We start from the raw sequence: 17069 nt of genomic DNA on the forward strand, positions 1-17069 counted from the left end.
CTCTTCCGACGTTCTGGTGAAGATAACAGCGTGATTAAGGAACAGGAATAGTCCTTCACGTTCTGCTATGGATGAGCGGATGCTGTAAAATAGCAGGGTGGCATCCGCCCTCTGGATTATCCGATTCCCATGGACTGGAGGATGACGAGACTTAACCCCATCACCGACATTCCGCACAGGACCCCATAGCTGGGATTATTATTTGGGTCGATCTCTTTTGCCAGTGGCATCAATTCATCGACTGACAGCGCCACCATAATACCCGCGACTGCCGCCATTATTGCCGCCATCACCACAGGCGAGATGAGACTCCCCAGAATTAACCACGCCAGTACGCCGCCCAGTATTTCCGCCATGCCCGAGATCCCGGCCCAGAATATCGCCGTACGTTTGGAGCCCGTTGCTGCATAGACCGGACCTGCAACGGCTAATCCTTCAGGAATATTGTGTAATGCGACGGCAAGCGCAATACCAAAGCCCAGCTCGAGGTTGCTGCTGGCGGTAACAAACGTCGCAATCCCTTCCGGAAAATTGTGCAGGCTGATGCCGAGCGTTAATAAAATCGCGGTGCGTTTAATGGATCCGGGTAGAGGCTGCGTTGTTTTTTGTACCAGATCCTGAGGGTGCGCATGCGGCAATAGACGGTCCAGGCCAAAGTAGCCCAGCAAGCCGACGATAAACATTCCGTAGCCCAGAACTGGCGACATGCCTTCAGCGGCCAGCGCAGCAGGTAGCATTTCCATTAGAGAGATCAGTAGCATAATCCCGGCAGCGAAGCCTAAAGAAAAGGCGAGAACGCGGTTGGAAGGCTTTTGCCCTAACACGCCGAGAAATGCGCCGATAAACGTGGCGGCACCTGCCAGTAAAGTCAGAAGTAAAGGTACTGACATCGACAAATAAAACTCCTTATCAATCTGCTTTCCGGACTGGATCGTCAAAATAACTGATGATCTTCATCATGGTTATCTGAGTTCTTCATCAACCGAATAAGCGTATTGTAATGGTATCAAAATGACTCCCTCAGTAAGGATATCATCATGTCTTCAACTCGTATGCCAGCATTGTTTTTGGGCCACGGTAGCCCGATGAATGTTCTGGAAGATAACGTTTATACCCGTGCCTGGCAGCAACTGGGGGAAACGTTGCCGCGTCCGAAAGCCATTGTGGTGGTCTCGGCGCACTGGTTCACCCGTGGAACGGGTGTGACAGCGATGGAAGCGCCTAAAACGATCCACGATTTCGGCGGTTTTCCGCAAGCGCTGTATGACACCCATTACCCAGCGCCCGGTTCGCCTGAACTGGCGCAGCACCTGGTTGATTTACTTGCTCCTGTACCCGTCGCGTTAGACAAAGAGGCGTGGGGTTTTGACCACGGTTCCTGGGGCGTACTGATCAAGATGTACCCGAATGCCGACATCCCGATGGTGCAGTTAAGCATCGATAGTACAAAACCGGCGGCCTGGCATTTTGAGATGGGCCGCAAGCTGGCGGCACTGCGTGATGAGGGTATTATGCTGGTGGCCAGTGGTAACGTGGTGCATAACCTGCGTACTGCGCGTTGGCACGGTGAGAACACGCCATATCCGTGGGCAACCTCATTCAATGATTATGTTAAGGCTAACCTGACCTGGCAGGGACCGGTTGAGCAGCACCCGCTGGTGAACTATCTCGATCATGAAGGTGGATCGTTGTCGAACCCGACGCCAGATCACTATCTGCCGCTGCTGTATGTTCTCGGGGCATGGGATGGTAAAGAGTCTGTTACGATCCCTGTAGATGGTATCGAGATGGGAAGTTTAAGTATGTTGTCGGTGCAGGTTGGGTGATGAACGCCCGATGGCGCTACGCTTATCGGGCATTAAGTTCGTGCCGTAGGCCGGGTAAGGCGGAGCCGCCACCCGGCACTCTCAATCATTCGACAAAAATATGCGGATAGAAACGTGAAAGATCCTGCGTGATCAACGCACGGTCTTCACGAATGCCGATCCCTGCGGGTTGATCGTTGATCAGCCAGCTGCCAATCAGCATATAGCTGTCGCCAAACTTCGGTAGCTGATGGAACTGCTGCACGATCATGCCTTCTTCACCGTACGGTCCTTCCACGGATTCGATCGTTTTACCGTTCTCAATGATGGAGACGTTAGCTCCCTCGCGCGAGAAGATCGGTTTGACAACGAATTTATCCATCTGCGGGTAGTCGTCTTCGGCGAAATATGCTGGCAGAAGGTTCGGATGATTCGGGAACATTTCCCATAACAGCGGTAACAGTGCTTTGTTGGAAATAATGCTCTTCCAGGCGGGTTCCAGCCAGCGAACGCCAGCGTCTTCCAGCTTGGTGGAGAACATTTCACGCAGCATGAATTCCCACGGATAGAGCTTGAACAGGTTAGCGATCACCTGATCCTGCATATCGGTGAATTGGCCTTTTTCACCAAGACCAATATCTTCTACATAGAGGAATTCTGTAGCGATCTCTGCTTCGGCCGCGCAATCCTGCAGATACTGGATCGTACCGCGATCTTCCACCGTATCACGACAGCAGGTCAGATGTAGCAGTTGAAAACCATACTGTTCACGCAGCTCGGTGAAACGCTCGATCAGCTTTTCCTGCAGACTGTTGAACTGATCGCTGCCTTCCGGCAGGTTGCCCGCATTGAGCTGATCTTCCAGCCAGATCCACTGGAAAAACGCGGCTTCGTACAGCGAGGTTGGCGTATCAGCGTTGTTTTCCAGCAGTTTGGGTTCACCGGTTCCATCCCACGCCAGATCGAGACGTGAATACAGCGACGGTTGCTGTGTCAGCCAGGACTGGCGGACAAAACCCCAGGTATGCTTCGGAATGCGAAACTTGGTCATCAGCTCATCGCTGGCAATGACCTTTTCCACCACTTTGAGGCACATTTGATGTAGCTCTGCGGTGACCTCTTCCAGCTTTTCAACCTGAGCAAGGGTGAGTTTGTAGTACGCGTCTTCACACCAGTACGGCTCGCCGTACATAGTGTGAAAATTAAAACCGTATTCGGTGGCTTTATCGCGCCAGTCCGGGCGCTCAACAATACTGACTCTTTCCATGACGATCAGCCACCCATTGAACGTGTGGTGGTGCCGCTTGCGCTACGCTGCATGGTGCTCTGTTTGGCCACAGACTCACCAAATCCGCCGCGGGTTACGGTAGAGGTGGTGGCTGGTTTCGGTGCCATAGCGGTTTTCGGTACGGTCATGGTGCGACCCGGCGTTGCTGCGCCGTAGTTTTTACCGCTGGCATCTGTGTATTTGCCGTAAGCCGGGCTGGCCGGGTTTTTCGAGCTAAACAGCGGTTGCTGAGCGCCCATTCCGCCACCCATCAGTCGGCCCATCATGTAGCCTGCCATCAGTGGCATCCAGAAGCTGCCGCTGCTTTGATTCTGCGCCTGAGCCTGACCTTCACCGGTCGGCGCCATACCTGCTTGCGCAGGAGCCTGCTGGCACTGGCCTTCGCCGAATTCAGCGATACAGTCTTCACGAGTGGCGTATTTTGGCGCGGTACGTTCAGCTTCTTTCAGCGCATTGTTAAACGCGGTAGTACATTCGGCGCTTTTACCTGGATTCGCTGCAGAGCAGTCGTCAGCGTTTTGATAAAGCGAAACCGTTTCGTCACTCTTTTCACAGCCCGCGAGCATAAACACTGCGGTAACTGCCAGGGCGACAGGAGTCAGATGGCGCGCGCTCCAGCTTTTGCGGAACGAGGCGTGATGTATAGATTTTGTCCGTTTCATTTTTGTCTTCCAGGACCCAGTGGTAAACACAGTAAATAATGCTCAGGATAGAGGATGACTGGTCGAAATTGAAGCGGGAAGAGGCGAGAATGCGCAGGAAGGGGCGGATCTTTACGTTGTCTTACGTTCAGACGGGGCCGAAGCCCCGTCATCAGCATCAGTTACGGAACGGGTTGTTGCCGTTGCTGCTGGTTGAACGTGCTGCTGTCGGCTGAGCCGCAGGCAAATTGCCAGTGCCGTTAAAGTCATTCACGGCGGCATCTTGTTGTGGATTTTGCGGTGCCACGGTATCCGGCGTTGTGGATACAGGTTTACCCAGCGTATTGTTCAGTGCCACCAAATCCTGCTCGTTCAGCGTACCGAGCGCAGATTTGACGTTTAACTGATTGATAAGATAGGTATAACGCGCATTAGCCAATTGTTGTTTGGCGTTGTACAGCGTGGTGGTGGCATCCAACACATCCACAATGGTACGTGTACCTACGGAATAACCGGCTTCCATCGCATCCAATGAGCTTTGAGCAGAGACAACCGCTTGTTTGTACGCGTTAATGCTACTAATAGAAGCATTAATGTTGTTGAATGAAGAACGAACGGTCTGCACCACGCTGCGGTGTGCGCTTTCCAGTTGTTCACTCGCGCCAACAAAGTTGTACTGCGCTTGTTTCACCTGCGAGTTAACCATCCCGCCCTGGTACAGCGGCAGCGAGAAGCTCAGACCGATTTTGTTCTGGCCCATGTTGCTGTCGTCATACTGGGAGCTGTTGGTTTTAGATCCGCTGTACGAGGTGTCAGATACCCCGGTAGAGGCGGTTAAATCTAGCGTTGGTAAGTGACCATCCTGTGCCTGACGAATCTGCTCACGCGCCAGATCCTGGCTTAAACGCGCCTGCAATAAAGTCAGGTTGCGGTTTTCCGCTTCTTTCAGTAGCGCATTCACCGCCTGCGGTTTGTTGGTTTTAAAACCATCAACGTTCAGCGAAGCCAGTTCCGGGTAATAGTTACCGGTCACCTGACGCAGCTGTTCTACCGCGTTATCCAGATTGTTACGCGCGGTCACTTCGTTCGCCAGCACGGTGTCGTATTGTGAACGGGCGTTCTGCACGTCAGTGATGGCGACCAGACCAACGTTAAAACGCTGAGTGGTCTGATCTAACTGACGATAAACCGCATCTTTCTGTGCCTGGGTGTAAGACAGCACATCAATCGCGTTCAGTACGTTAAAATAGGCCGTAGCGGTATTCAGGATCAGCGTTTGCTGATCGGTCTGATACGTTACGTCCTGGATGCCCGCTGATTTTTCTTGCAGCGTCAGGGCACGCCATTTAGACATGTCGAACAGCGTCTGAGTCAATTGTAATGACGCGCTGGTGGCGTTGGAGTTGACGCCGTTTGCATCACGGTAGCCATTGCTGTAGGTGTAATCGGCACCTAAACCCAGTTGCGGCAGTAATGGACTACGCGCTTCGTTAATTTTTTCGAATGCAGCATCGCGATCGGCGGCGGATTTACGCAATTCCGGGTTGCTCAGGCGTGCTTGCTGATAAACCTGCATCAGGTTTTCTGCCTGGCTCAAAGTACTGAACCCCGACAGGCTCAGGCCGATAAGGATGGGGAGCAATTTCTTCATTTGCATTCCTTGTTGTGAAGCAGTATTTAGCGCTGATCAAATTGTAAAAATATTTGCTGATTCTAGCAGAATCCGCCACTGCAAAAAGTTGGCGTTACGTGCCATACGGCGTTAATTTGCATCAATTTAACACAAGGGCGTTCAAACATCAGTCAAACGACCTTGAAATTCACATTTTAATCACTATTGGTTTCAGGACAGCACAATGCGTAAACCAGACAACTTGCCAATGACTTTCACTAAAAATGATGTAGAAATTATTGCACGAGAAACGCTATACCGCGGTTTTTTTTCACTGGATCTTTATCGGTTCCGCCATCGCTTGTTTAACGGTGGTATGAGCGGTGAGGTAAAGCGCGAAATTTTTGAGCGCGGACACGCGGCAGTCTTGCTACCCTTTGACCCTGAGCGGGACGAAGTTGTACTGGTCGAGCAGATCCGTATCGCGGCGTTTGATACCAGCGAAAGCCCGTGGCTACTGGAAATGGTAGCCGGAATGATCGAAGAGGGCGAAACCGTTGAAGATGTGGCCCGTCGTGAAGCGATGGAAGAAGCCGGACTGGACGTTAAACGTACGAAACCCGTTCTGAGCTATCTGGCAAGCCCTGGCGGCACCAGTGAGCGCCTGTCTATTTTAGTTGGCGAAGTGGACGCTACGACCGCGAGCGGAATTCATGGTCTGGCTGATGAAAACGAAGATATTCGTGTTCATGTGGTGAGCCGGGAGCAGGCTTATCAATGGGTAGAAGAGGGGAAAATCGACAACGCGGCTTCTGTCATCGCCTTGCAATGGTTACAGCTGCACTATCAAGAGTTAAAAACTGAGTGGAAAAAATGAAGCGTTACACACCTGACTTCCCTGAAATGATGCGCCTGTGCGAAACCAACTATTCGCAATTGCGCCGCCTGCTGCCACGTAATGATGCAGCCGGTGAAACAGTGAGCTATCAGGTAGCAAACGCACAATATCGGTTAACGATCGTTGAATCGACCCGATACACTACGCTTGTCGCGATCGAACAAACGGCGCCGGCCGTCACATACTGGAGCCTGCCGTCATTGACCGTGCGCCTGTATCATGACGCGAGGGTGGCTGAAGTGTGTTCAAGTCAGCAGATCTTTCGCTTCAAAGCGCGGTATGATTATCCAAATAAAAAGTTGCATCAACGCGACGAAAAGCATCAAATTAATCAGTTTCTGGCCGACTGGCTACGGTACTGTTTAGCACATGGAGCGATGGCGATTCCGGTTTATTAGCGTCGTGAAACCTAAGGACACCATTTGGAAAGCCTGTTAACCCTTCCTTTGGCTGGTGAGGCCAGAGTCAGGATCTTACAAATTACAGACACTCACCTGTTTGCCGAAAAGCATGAAACGCTGCTGGGTGTGAATACCTGGGACAGTTATCAATCCGTACTGGATGCCATACATGCAGAGTCGCCTGAGTACGATCTGATCGTCGCGACGGGTGATTTGGCGCAGGATCAATCCGCTGCGGCCTATCAGCATTTTGCTGAGGGCATCGCAAGCTTTCGTGCGCCCTGCGTTTGGCTACCGGGCAATCACGATTTTCAGCCGGCAATGTACAGCGCGCTGCAGGATGCGGGAATTTCCCCTGCCAAGCGTGTTTTCATCGGCGAACAGTGGCAAATTTTGCTGCTCGACAGCCAGGTGTTCGGCGTTCCCCACGGTGAATTAAGTGAATTCCAGCTCGAATGGCTGGAGCGTAAACTTGCTGATGCACCAGAGCGTAATACCTTGCTGCTTCTGCATCATCATCCTCTGCCTGCGGGCTGTAGCTGGCTCGATCAGCATAGCCTGCGCAATGCCGCTGAGCTGGATAACGTGCTGGTGAACTATCCACGCGTGAAGTATCTGCTGTGCGGGCATATTCATCAGGAACTGGATCTGGACTGGAACGGACGCCGTCTGCTGGCGACGCCGTCGACCTGCGTGCAGTTTAAGCCGCACTGTTCCAACTTCACATTGGATACCATCAGCCCCGGCTGGCGGACGCTGGAGCTTTTTGCTGACGGGACGTTGCAGACTCAGGTACGTCGTCTGCAGGGTAATCGGTTCCACCCTGATACCGCTTCAGAAGGCTACTGATGTCTACGCTTCTCTATCTTCACGGATTTAATAGCTCTCCTCGTTCGGCGAAGGCGTGTTTGCTGAAAAACTGGTTGGCGGAGCACCATCCGCACGTTGAGATGATCGTACCGCAGTTGCCGCCGTATCCGGCCCAGGCCGCAGAGATGCTGGAATCGATCATTCTTGAACATGGCGGAGAGTCGTTGGGGATTGTCGGTTCCTCATTAGGTGGTTATTACGCCACCTGGCTGTCGCAATGTTTTATGCTGCCGGCAGTGGTGGTGAACCCTGCTGTACGGCCTTATGAACTGCTGGTCGACTATCTCGGTCAAAACGAGAACCCCTACACGGGGCAGCAATATGTGCTAGAGTCACGCCATATTTACGATCTTAAAGTCATGCAGATTGACCCGCTGGAAGCGCCGGATTTGATCTGGCTGCTCCAACAAACGGGCGATGAAGTGTTGGACTACCGCCAGGCGGTGGCGTATTACGCCTCCTGCCGTCAGACAGTTATTGAGGGCGGAAACCACGCATTCACGGGCTTCGAAGATTATTTCAACCCGATTGTCGATTTCCTTGGACTGCACAGTTTCTGACGATCAATTCGAATTGCTTATTTAAACCATGACGCAAACTTATAACGCTGATGCCATTGAGGTACTCACTGGGCTTGAGCCGGTACGCCGTCGCCCTGGGATGTACACCGATACGACCCGTCCGAACCATCTTGGACAGGAAGTGATTGATAACAGTGTGGATGAAGCACTGGCGGGCCACGCGAAACGCGTGGACGTGATCTTACATGCCGACCAGTCTCTGGAAGTCATTGATGACGGACGCGGCATGCCAGTAGACATTCACCCTGAAGAGGGCGTTCCGGCGGTTGAGCTGATCCTCTGTCGTCTGCACGCGGGCGGCAAGTTCTCCAACAAGAACTACCAGTTCTCCGGTGGTCTGCACGGTGTGGGGATCTCCGTTGTTAACGCCCTGTCCAAACGTGTGGAAGTGAACGTACGCCGCGATGGGCAGGTATACAACATCGCGTTTGAGAATGGCGATAAAGTGCAGGATTTACAGGTTGTCGGTACCTGCGGCAAACGCAATACCGGAACCAGCGTGCACTTCTGGCCGGATGAAAGCTTCTTTGACAGCCCGCGTTTTTCTGTTTCGCGCTTAACGCACGTACTGAAAGCCAAAGCGGTACTGTGCCCGGGCGTTGAGATCACCTTCAAGGATGAGGTCAACAACAGCGAACAGCGCTGGTGCTACCAGGATGGTCTGAATGACTATCTGAGCGAAGCGGTGAATGGCCTACCGACTCTGCCGGAAAAACCGTTTATCGGTAATTTCAGCGGTGAGACGGAGACAGTGGACTGGGCGCTGCTCTGGCTGCCGGAAGGCGGTGAGCTGCTGACCGAAAGCTATGTGAACCTGATCCCAACTATGCAGGGCGGGACGCACGTCAACGGTCTGCGTCAGGGTCTGCTGGATGCGATGCGCGAGTTCTGCGAATACCGCAATATTTTGCCGCGTGGCGTGAAGCTGTCGGCGGAAGATATCTGGGATCGCTGTGCTTACGTGCTGTCGGTAAAAATGCAGGATCCGCAGTTTGCCGGACAAACCAAAGAACGCCTCTCTTCGCGTCAGTGTGCGGCGTTTGTTTCTGGCGTGGTGAAAGATGCCTTCAGCCTGTGGCTGAACCAGAACGTACAGTCCGCCGAACTGCTGGCTGAGATGGCGATTTCCAGCGCCCAGCGTCGTCTGCGCGCGGCGAAAAAAGTGGTGCGTAAAAAGCTGACCAGTGGTCCGGCGCTGCCGGGTAAACTGGCGGACTGTACCGCGCAGGATCTTAATCGCACCGAATTGTTTCTCGTCGAAGGTGACTCCGCAGGCGGTTCCGCCAAACAGGCGCGCGATCGTGAATATCAGGCGATCATGCCGCTCAAAGGTAAGATCCTTAATACCTGGGAAGTCTCTTCCGATGAAGTTCTGGCTTCGCAGGAAGTGCACGATATTTCGGTGGCGATCGGCATCGATCCGGACAGCGACGATCTGAGCCAGTTGCGTTACGGTAAGATCTGTATCCTGGCGGATGCGGACTCCGATGGTCTGCACATCGCCACGCTGCTGTGCGCACTGTTTGTGAAGCACTTCCGCACGTTGGTGAAACACGGTCACGTGTACGTGGCGCTGCCGCCGTTATACCGTATCGACCTCGGTAAAGAGGTGTATTACGCGCTGACGGAAGAAGAGAAAGCGGGCGTACTGGAGCAGTTAAAGCGCAAGAAAGGTAAGCCGAACGTGCAGCGCTTTAAAGGACTGGGTGAAATGAACCCGATGCAGCTTCGTGAAACCACGCTGGATCCGAACACCCGTCGCCTGGTGCAGCTCATTATCGATGATGAAGACGATCAGCGTACCAACGCAATGATGGATATGCTGCTGGCCAAGAAGCGTTCTGAAGACCGTCGTAACTGGTTGCAAGAGAAAGGCGACCTGGCGGATCTTGAAGGCTAATTGCATGTAGAAAAGCCGGAGAGGGGCGTAAAATGCCTTATCCGGCTCTCATCTGACGAAGCGATTATATGCCGGATAGCAAAGCGTCACCCGGCAAATCGACAACCTTAAATACCCGACTCCAGAATACGAATATTCATGTCCAGCACGTCACCTTTCACGGCTTCGCTGTAGGCTTTCATATGCGGGGTCTGCAAATGCGCTTCAAGATGCGCGATGCTTTCCCACTGCTCAACCATCACGATTGAATCTGGTGCTGTGGTCTGAAAACTCACACCTGCGGCATGATCCACCATCGGCGCATAGCCGTGGCAGCCTTCTTCTTTCAGTACGGTCGGAACGATTTTAGCAAACTGATCCAGTACCGCCTGGCGGTGATGTTGACCTGGACGTGTACGGATTTCTGCAATAACGGTAAGCATGGTTAACTCCTTCTAATTCCAGGTTACCAGTTAACCAAAAATTTCGGTCAGATGCTTGCGATATTCTGCGATATAACGCGGGACGTCCGGCATTTTAATCACGTCATTGGTGATAAAGGTCGGCAGCGCTTCCATTCCCAGGAACTGGTTTGCTTTATGGAACGGGAGATAGACGCCATCAACACCAACGCCATGGAAGAACTGGTCTTTTTCAGTGAAGGCTTCCATCGGTGCGTTCCAGGTCAGGGACAGCATGTATTTTTTGCCCTGAATCAGCCCGCCGGAGCCATATTTTTTAGAGGCATCTGAACGTGTGCGGCCATCGCTGGCGTACAGCGTGCCGTGACCTTCGGTAAACACGTCATCGATGTATTTTTTCACGGTCCACGGTGCGCCCATCCACCAGCCAGGCATCTGCCAGATAATCGTATCGGCCCAGACGAAATTCTGCACTTCTGTTTTTACGTCATAATCGCTGTCCGCGCGTACGACTTTAACATCATGCCCGAGGTCGCGCAGGATACCGTCCGCGACCTCGGTCAGGGTGTCATTCAGTTGACCATTAGAATGGCCAAATTTTTTCGCCCCGTTGATAATCAGAATGTTGCTCATTTTGTGTCCTCAAGAAAATACGTTTGAGGACGATTTTACCCCCACCAGCGGTGCGGTGAAATTAGCAAAATGTGCAAAGTCTTTTGCTATTTGAGCAATAATAATGCAGTTACCAACTGACCTTAGCTTCAAAGCCACCTTCCGAAGCGTTGCCAAACGAGGCTGACATTCCATGCAGTGTTGCGATACGGCGGACAATTGACAGGCCGAGACCGCTGCCGGTCACGCTTTGTCCTGGTGGACGATAAAAACGTTCACCGATGTGTGTAAGTACCTCCGGCGCAACGCCTGGACCATTATCTTTGACGCTGAAATTGCGGGCGTTGAGCGTCACTTCCACAATGCTCCCCTGCGGACTGTAGCGAATGGCATTATCCAGCAGATTTCGTACCATCAGGCTCAGCAACAGCGGCTGTCCTGTGCGCATAATATTGTGTGCGTTAATCTGCAAACGTACGTCAATGTGCGCCTGCTGGGCCGGGTGGTAGATATCCATCACCGCGGATTGCAGTAGCTCCTCCAATGAAATTTCCGCCACATCCTGAAGATTATCGAGGGAGTCGAGGCGCGAAAGCGTCAGGAGCTGATCGACCAGTCGGGTGGCGCGTTCAATTCCCGCATGTAGCTGCGCCAGCGCTTTTTCCCGCGTTTGCGGGTCGTCGTCTGACAGTTGCACCACTTCGGTTTGCACCTTCAGCGCGGTCAACGGACTGCGCAGCTCATGGGCGGCATCAGAAGTGAAGCGGCGTTCACGCACCATCATTGAGTGGATGCGGGTAAACAGCTGATTTAGCGATTCAACCAGCGGGCGCACTTCGTTTGGCACACCTTTCGGGTCGAGCGGCTCTTCTGATTCCGGGGCGCGCCAGCGCAGAGCTTGCGCCAGTTTTTTTAGCGGCCTGAGTTCGCGACTCAGCATGGCCACCAGGATCAGCAACATCAGCGGCAGCGCAACCAGCCACGGGGTTAATTGTGCAGTAAGGATCGACAGCGCCATATCCTCCCGATATTCCCACTCCTGGCCCACCACAATGCGATATTTTCCATCAGCGGAATTCAGCCACAGGAAGCGCCAGGAATCGCTGTCGCCCCTGAGTTGGCCGTCGCTAAACCCTTCCCGGCTGTAGCTGTAGGGAATATCCTGGCCATTATCGCCATCGTGTAGCACCATTTTGCCGTCGGTGGAGTAGATGGCAAACGCCAGTGCGTCGTCATCAATATGGCCATGCTTCAGTTTCTTTGGCGTGCGGGCCATATTGCTTGAGGTGGTGACATCGCTGATATCCAGCGTGCTAAGCCGCTTGGCGAACAGCATCAGCTGGGTATCAAACAGCTCATCGACATTATCGGTAGTCTGCCTCCAGGCCACAAAACTGGATACGGCCCAGGTGGCTGATGCCAGAATCAGAAAAATAAGCGTTAGCCTGACGCGCAGGCTGAGGCGTTGTGTGAGTTTCATGCGTCACCCAGGGTGTAGCCAATGCCATGCACGGTACGGATAAAGTCGCTGCCGAGCTTACGGCGTAAGTGATGAACGTGGACCTCAACCGCATTGCTGGAGACATTTTCGTCCCAGGTATACAGTTTTTCTTCAATCAGTTTGCGGGGCAGGACGCGACCTTTGTTGCGCATCAACAGTTCCAGCAGTGCGAACTCTTTAGGTTTGAGTGACAAAGGTTCACCCGCCGCCGTGGCGACCAACGCGCCGGGATCGAGCGTTACCTGGCCATGGCGCAATGTGTTGCTGGCCTGGCCGCTGGCACGACGCACCAGCGCCTCCAGTCTGGCAGCAACTTCGATCAGCGCAAAGGGTTTACACAGATAGTCATCTGCGCCCAGGCGCAGGCCTTCAACGCGTTCCGCCAGCGCGTCGCGAGCGGTCAGAATCAGTACCGGCTCCTGCTTCCCGTTAGCTCGCCATTCGCGCAAAATGTCCCGTCCGTCTATGCCTGGCAGTGTCAGGTCGAGGATTACCGCATCATAAGGTGCGCTGTAGAGTGCTTCTTTCCCCTGGCGACCTTCGGTAAACCAGTCAATGCTGAAACCCATTTTACTCAGACCTGTTTTCAGGCCATCGCCAATCAACGTGTCATCTTCGATCAGTAAAATACGCATATGTTCTTCCCTGCGATAACTCATTTGCAGTCAGTAAACCTGTGGCTACAGTCTCTGTACAGTAAAAAAAGTATCTTTTTTTGCCTTAAGAACTTGTTAAGGATTAACTTATTTAATAGTCGTAAACCAACATGAAAGGGAGACATGACGATGAAAAAATTAGCTGCAATGGTTGCCGTAATGGCACTGTGTTCCGCACCTGTTCTGGCAGCTCAGCAGGGCGGCTTCTCTGGGCCAACGACAACCACTACGCAGAGCCAAAACGGCGGATTTGTCGGCCCGAACGGTAGCAGCACGACAGTAGAAAGCGCCAAATCACTGCGTGATGACACCTGGGTTACCCTGCGCGGGAACATCGTTGAGCGTATTTCCGACGACCTGTATGTGTTTAAAGATGCGACCGGCACGGTGAATGTGGATATCGACCACAAGCGCTGGAACGGCGTAACCGTCACACCGCAGGATGTGGTTGAAATCCAGGGTGAAGTGGATAAAGACTGGAACTCCGTTGAAATCGACGTGAAACAGATTACCAAAGTTGCTAAGTAATCCCCATCAGGGCCGCGTCCGCGGCCCTTTTCTTTGTGACTCAACACGCCAGATAGGGTAGTATCTGCGGCAATATTGCCCTTCAATAGAGGGGTACAAAGTTGAGGAACCACGATTAATGAGCGATATGGCAGAGCGCCTGGCGCTGCATGAATTCACGGAAAACGCCTATCTGAACTATTCCATGTACGTCATCATGGATAGGGCGTTGCCGTTTATTGGCGATGGTTTGAAACCCGTTCAGCGTCGCATCGTGTACGCGATGTCCGAACTGGGGCTGAATGCCAGCGCCAAATTTAAAAAATCCGCCCGTACCGTCGGTGACGTGCTGGGTAAATACCATCCGCACGGCGACAGCGCCTGCTATGAAGCGATGGTGCTGATGGCGCAGCCGTTCTCTTACCGTTATCCGTTGGTTGACGGGCAGGGGAACTGGGGGGCGCCGGACGATCCGAAATCCTTCGCGGCGATGCGTTATACCGAATCCCGCCTGTCTAAATATGCGGAAGTCCTGCTGGGTGAACTCGGTCAGGGCACGTCGGACTGGGTGCCGAACTTTGACGGCACCATGCAGGAGCCGAAGATGCTGCCTGCGCGTCTGCCAAATATTCTGCTCAACGGTACGACCGGTATTGCCGTTGGTATGGCAACGGACATTCCGCCGCACAACCTGCGTGAAGTGGCAAAAGCAGCGATTACTCTGATTGAGCAGCCGAAAACGACGCTGGATCAGTTGCTGGATATCGTGCAGGGGCCGGATTACCCGACCGAAGCGGAGATCATTACCTCGCGCGCGGAGATTCGTAAGATTTACGAAAACGGACGCGGCTCCGTACGTATGCGTGCGGTATGGACGAAAGAAGACGGCGCGGTGGTGATTTCCGCGCTGCCACATCAGGTTTCCGGGGCAAAAGTGCTGGAGCAGATCGCTGCTCAAATGCGCAATAAAAAGCTGCCGATGGTAGACGACCTGCGCGACGAATCGGATCACGAAAACCCGACTCGTCTGGTGATTGTCCCGCGCTCCAATCGCGTGGATATGGAGCAGGTGATGAACCACCTGTTTGCCACCACCGATCTGGAAAAAAGTTACCGCATAAACCTGAACATGATCGGTCTTGATGGTCGTCCGGCGGTGAAAAACCTGCTGGAGATCCTCACCGAATGGCTGGCGTTCCGCCGCGATACCGTGCGCCGCCGCCTGAATTATCGTCTGGAAAAAGTGCTCAAGCGCCTGCACATTCTTGAAGGCTTGCTGGTGGCGTTCCTCAATATTGACGAAGTAATCGAAATTATTCGTCATGAAGATGAACCTAAGCCAGAGCTGATGTCGCGGTTTGGTATTTCTGAAACCCAGGCTGAAGCCATCCTTGAGCTGAAATTGCGCCATCTTGCCAAACTCGAAGAGATGAAAATCTGCGGCGAGCAGGATGAACTGGCGAAAGAGCGCGATCAGTTGCAGGCCATTCTGGCATCTGAACGTAAAATGAATAACCTGCTGAAGAAAGAGCTGCAGGCTGACGCTGAGGCCTATGGCGACGATCGTCGTTCTCCGCTGCAGGAGCGCGAAGAAGCGAAGGCGATGAGCGAGCACGACATGCTGCCGTCTGAGCCGGTGACTATTGTGTTGTCCCAGAGGGGCTGGGTGCGTAGCGCGAAAGGCCACGACATCGATGCGCCGGGATTAAGCTATAAAGCGGGCGACAGCTTTAAGTCGGCAGTGAAGGGTAAGAGCAATCAGCCGGTGGTGTTCGTGGACTCGACCGGTCGCAGCTATGCCATCGATCCGATTACGCTGCCGTCGGCGCGCGGTCAGGGTGAACCGCTGACCGGGAAGCTCACTCTGCCGCCGGGCGCGACGGTTGAGCACATGCTGATGGAGGGCGATGATCAGAAACTGCTGATGGCATCGGATGCGGGCTACGGTTTTGTCTGCACCTTCAATGACCTGGTAGCACGTAACCGTGCAGGTAAGGCATTGATTACGCTGCCAGAGAATGCGCGCGTCATGCAGCCGGTGGTGATTGAAGATGAAACCGATATGCTGCTGGCGATTACTCAGGCTGGTCGCATGTTGATGTTCCCGGTGAGCGATTTACCGCAGTTGTCGAAAGGCAAAGGGAACAAGATCATTAATATCCCTTCAGCGGAAGCGGCGAAAGGCGAGGATGGTCTGGCGCAACTTTACGTGCTGCCGCCGCAGAGCACGCTGACTATCCACGTCGGTAAGCGCAAAATCAAACTGCGTCCCGAAGAGTTGCAGAAAGTGACCGGCGAGCGCGGCCGTCGCGGCACGCTAATGCGTGGTCTGCAGCGTATCGACAGCATTGAGATTGACTCGCCTCGACGCGCCAATCACGGCGACAGCGAAGAATAACGCTACCGTCCGGCTCTCCCTGTTAAAGCCCAGGGAGAGCCAACGTTAAAAATTCCCGTGAAACCGTTGTTTATTCGTGCGTTGCGATTAACAATACGCTTTTCCAGAGAGCCGCCCTTAACAAAGCCCTAACCTGATACCGCGTGATGAATCAGGTGACGTAAAATGCCAGGCTCTTAGGCCTTAGAGGTTGTTATGCTATATATTTTTCGTTTAATTATTACTGTTATTTACTGCGTTCTGGTCTGTATTTTCGGTTGCATATACTGTCTGTTCAGCCCGCGAAATCCAAAACACGTTGCAACGTTCGGTCATATGTTTGGCCGCCTGGCTCCCCTTTATGGTCTGAAGGTCGAGTGCCGCATGCCGGCAGACGCGCAGAACTATGGTAATGCTATCTATATTTGTAACCATCAGAACAACTATGACATGGTTACTGCTGCGAATATCGTTCAACCGCCGACGGTGACGGTGGGTAAAAAAAGCCTGCTGTGGATCCCTTTCTTCGGGCAGCTGTACTGGTTAACCGGTAACCTGTTGATTGACAGAAATAACCGCGCAAAAGCGCACAGCACCATTGCTGCCGTGGTGAATCATTTCAAAAAACGCCGCATTTCTATCTGGATGTTCCCGGAAGGAACGCGTAGCCGCGGTCGCGGTCTGCTTCCGTTTAAAACCGGCGCGTTCCATGCTGCGATTGCTGCTGGTGTCCCGGTCATTCCGGTATGCGTTTCCACAACCTCGAACAAGATAAAATTAAACAGACTCAATAATGGTCTGGCGATTGTCGAGATGTTGCCGCCGGTGGATATTAGCCACTTTGGCAAAGATCAGGTTCGTGAACTGGCAGCACATTGCCGCACGCTGATGGAACAAAAAATCGCAGAGCTCGATAAAGAAGTTGCTGAGCGGGAAGCCGCCGGTAAGGTTTAATCCGCGCAATTCGGGTTTTTTACAGGAAATGACTTCCTGCGTGTTAATAGCCAGTTTTTTATGGA

At 53.0% G+C, this 17069-nt stretch carries 17 protein-coding genes; 9 read left to right on the plus strand and 8 right to left on the minus strand.

The features are described from left to right. Positions 1-116: 116 nt before the first annotated feature. Positions 117-890, minus strand: coding sequence for a zinc transporter ZupT (gene zupT, locus OGX67_RS09280; protein WP_003024600.1), 774 nt, complete (start codon positions 888-890; stop codon positions 117-119). Between the two features lie 147 nt (positions 891-1037). On the opposite strand from zupT, the gene ygiD reads away from it, so the two are divergent. Next, positions 1038-1826 carry a 4,5-DOPA-extradiol-dioxygenase gene (gene ygiD / locus OGX67_RS09285; RefSeq protein WP_003846311.1) on the plus strand — a complete coding sequence of 263 codons (789 nt, stop codon included), beginning with the start codon at positions 1038-1040 and terminating at the stop codon, positions 1824-1826. Positions 1827-1911: 85 nt separating this feature from the next. On the opposite strand, the gene OGX67_RS09290 is transcribed toward ygiD, so the two are convergent. The 3 genes from OGX67_RS09290 to tolC form a co-directional block, all read right to left on the minus strand. Then, the gene (locus OGX67_RS09290; RefSeq protein ID WP_003024594.1) at positions 1912-3072 is read right to left on the minus strand and encodes a glutathionylspermidine synthase family protein; all 1161 of its coding nucleotides are present in this window, start codon (positions 3070-3072) and stop codon (positions 1912-1914) included. Between the two features lie 5 nt (positions 3073-3077). Continuing rightward, positions 3078-3755, minus strand: a complete 678-nt coding sequence (locus OGX67_RS09295) for a DUF1190 family protein (RefSeq protein WP_003024591.1) — start codon at positions 3753-3755, stop codon at positions 3078-3080. A gap of 157 nt (positions 3756-3912) precedes the next feature. Beyond that, a complete protein-coding gene (tolC, locus tag OGX67_RS09300) occupies positions 3913-5391 on the minus strand; it encodes an outer membrane channel protein TolC (protein ID WP_085951568.1) in 1479 nt (492 codons plus the stop codon). Between the two features lie 199 nt (positions 5392-5590). On the opposite strand from tolC, the gene nudF reads away from it, so the two are divergent. The 5 genes from nudF to parE are packed head-to-tail and all read left to right on the plus strand — an operon-like array spanning position 5591 to position 9996. After that, entirely contained in the window at positions 5591-6223 is a 633-nt protein-coding gene (gene nudF / locus OGX67_RS09305) for an ADP-ribose diphosphatase (RefSeq protein WP_003024585.1), read from the plus strand. Beyond that, a complete protein-coding gene (locus OGX67_RS09310) occupies positions 6220-6642 on the plus strand; it encodes a DUF1249 family protein (protein ID WP_003024582.1) in 423 nt (140 codons plus the stop codon). The genes nudF and OGX67_RS09310 overlap by 4 nt, the downstream gene beginning before the upstream one ends. Before the next feature lie 24 nt (positions 6643-6666). Continuing rightward, positions 6667-7494 carry a 3',5'-cyclic-AMP phosphodiesterase gene (gene cpdA, locus OGX67_RS09315; protein WP_003838143.1) on the plus strand — a complete coding sequence of 276 codons (828 nt, stop codon included), beginning with the start codon at positions 6667-6669 and terminating at the stop codon, positions 7492-7494. Beyond that, positions 7494-8075: an esterase YqiA gene (gene yqiA / locus OGX67_RS09320; protein ID WP_003024575.1), complete on the plus strand. Its 582-nt coding sequence runs from the start codon at positions 7494-7496 to the stop codon at positions 8073-8075. The genes cpdA and yqiA overlap by 1 nt, the downstream gene beginning before the upstream one ends. A gap of 28 nt (positions 8076-8103) precedes the next feature. Beyond that, on the plus strand, positions 8104-9996 hold the full coding sequence (gene parE / locus OGX67_RS09325) for a DNA topoisomerase IV subunit B (protein WP_003024571.1): 1893 nt from the start codon (positions 8104-8106) through the stop codon (positions 9994-9996). Positions 9997-10103: 107 nt separating this feature from the next. Here the strand turns inward: parE and OGX67_RS09330 are convergent, their stop codons facing one another. The 4 genes from OGX67_RS09330 to qseB all read right to left on the minus strand — a co-directional run bounded on the left by OGX67_RS09330 (position 10104) and on the right by qseB (position 13145). Then, the gene (locus tag OGX67_RS09330) at positions 10104-10418 is read right to left on the minus strand and encodes a putative quinol monooxygenase (RefSeq protein WP_003024557.1); all 315 of its coding nucleotides are present in this window, start codon (positions 10416-10418) and stop codon (positions 10104-10106) included. A gap of 30 nt (positions 10419-10448) precedes the next feature. Beyond that, positions 10449-11030 (minus strand): NAD(P)H-dependent oxidoreductase, encoded by a 582-nt coding sequence (locus OGX67_RS09335; protein ID WP_071696292.1) that lies wholly within the window; start codon positions 11028-11030, stop codon positions 10449-10451. A 109-nt stretch (positions 11031-11139) separates the two neighbouring features. Further along, positions 11140-12489, minus strand: coding sequence for a quorum sensing histidine kinase QseC (gene qseC / locus OGX67_RS09340; RefSeq protein ID WP_204583275.1), 1350 nt, complete (start codon positions 12487-12489; stop codon positions 11140-11142). Continuing rightward, positions 12486-13145: a quorum sensing response regulator transcription factor QseB gene (gene qseB / locus OGX67_RS09345; protein ID WP_003024547.1), complete on the minus strand. Its 660-nt coding sequence runs from the start codon at positions 13143-13145 to the stop codon at positions 12486-12488. Before qseB ends, qseC begins: the two co-directional genes overlap by 4 nt. 150 nt (positions 13146-13295) lie before the next feature. Between qseB and OGX67_RS09350 the strand changes: the two genes are divergently transcribed. From OGX67_RS09350 to plsC, 3 genes are all read left to right on the plus strand, one after another. Continuing rightward, positions 13296-13694, plus strand: coding sequence for a YgiW/YdeI family stress tolerance OB fold protein (locus tag OGX67_RS09350; RefSeq protein WP_003024544.1), 399 nt, complete (start codon positions 13296-13298; stop codon positions 13692-13694). A gap of 118 nt (positions 13695-13812) precedes the next feature. Then, the gene (gene parC, locus OGX67_RS09355) at positions 13813-16071 is read left to right on the plus strand and encodes a DNA topoisomerase IV subunit A (protein ID WP_286526366.1); all 2259 of its coding nucleotides are present in this window, start codon (positions 13813-13815) and stop codon (positions 16069-16071) included. 195 nt (positions 16072-16266) lie between these two features. Continuing rightward, positions 16267-17004: a 1-acylglycerol-3-phosphate O-acyltransferase gene (gene plsC / locus OGX67_RS09360; protein ID WP_003024540.1), complete on the plus strand. Its 738-nt coding sequence runs from the start codon at positions 16267-16269 to the stop codon at positions 17002-17004. The last annotated feature ends 65 nt before the right edge of the window (positions 17005-17069 follow it).

Source organism: Citrobacter sp. Cf118, assembly GCF_030334095.1.
Taxonomy (GTDB): domain Bacteria; phylum Pseudomonadota; class Gammaproteobacteria; order Enterobacterales; family Enterobacteriaceae; genus Citrobacter; species Citrobacter freundii.

Coding starts and splice junctions, on each gene's coding strand:
- zupT (WP_003024600.1), bottom strand. CDS start 890: ATGTCAGTACCTTTACTTCTGACTTTACTGGCAGGTGCCGCCACGTTT.
- tolC (WP_085951568.1), bottom strand. CDS start 5,391: ATGCAAATGAAGAAATTGCTCCCCATCCTTATCGGCCTGAGCCTGTCG.
- OGX67_RS09335 (WP_071696292.1), bottom strand. CDS start 11,030: ATGAGCAACATTCTGATTATCAACGGGGCGAAAAAATTTGGCCATTCT.
- parE (WP_003024571.1), top strand. CDS start 8,104: ATGACGCAAACTTATAACGCTGATGCCATTGAGGTACTCACTGGGCTT.
- qseB (WP_003024547.1), bottom strand. CDS start 13,145: ATGCGTATTTTACTGATCGAAGATGACACGTTGATTGGCGATGGCCTG.
- OGX67_RS09295 (WP_003024591.1), bottom strand. CDS start 3,755: ATGAAACGGACAAAATCTATACATCACGCCTCGTTCCGCAAAAGCTGG.
- OGX67_RS09310 (WP_003024582.1), top strand. CDS start 6,220: ATGAAGCGTTACACACCTGACTTCCCTGAAATGATGCGCCTGTGCGAA.
- nudF (WP_003024585.1), top strand. CDS start 5,591: ATGCGTAAACCAGACAACTTGCCAATGACTTTCACTAAAAATGATGTA.
- plsC (WP_003024540.1), top strand. CDS start 16,267: ATGCTATATATTTTTCGTTTAATTATTACTGTTATTTACTGCGTTCTG.
- OGX67_RS09330 (WP_003024557.1), bottom strand. CDS start 10,418: ATGCTTACCGTTATTGCAGAAATCCGTACACGTCCAGGTCAACATCAC.
- yqiA (WP_003024575.1), top strand. CDS start 7,494: ATGTCTACGCTTCTCTATCTTCACGGATTTAATAGCTCTCCTCGTTCG.
- OGX67_RS09290 (WP_003024594.1), bottom strand. CDS start 3,072: ATGGAAAGAGTCAGTATTGTTGAGCGCCCGGACTGGCGCGATAAAGCC.
- qseC (WP_204583275.1), bottom strand. CDS start 12,489: ATGAAACTCACACAACGCCTCAGCCTGCGCGTCAGGCTAACGCTTATT.
- parC (WP_286526366.1), top strand. CDS start 13,813: ATGAGCGATATGGCAGAGCGCCTGGCGCTGCATGAATTCACGGAAAAC.
- OGX67_RS09350 (WP_003024544.1), top strand. CDS start 13,296: ATGAAAAAATTAGCTGCAATGGTTGCCGTAATGGCACTGTGTTCCGCA.
- ygiD (WP_003846311.1), top strand. CDS start 1,038: ATGTCTTCAACTCGTATGCCAGCATTGTTTTTGGGCCACGGTAGCCCG.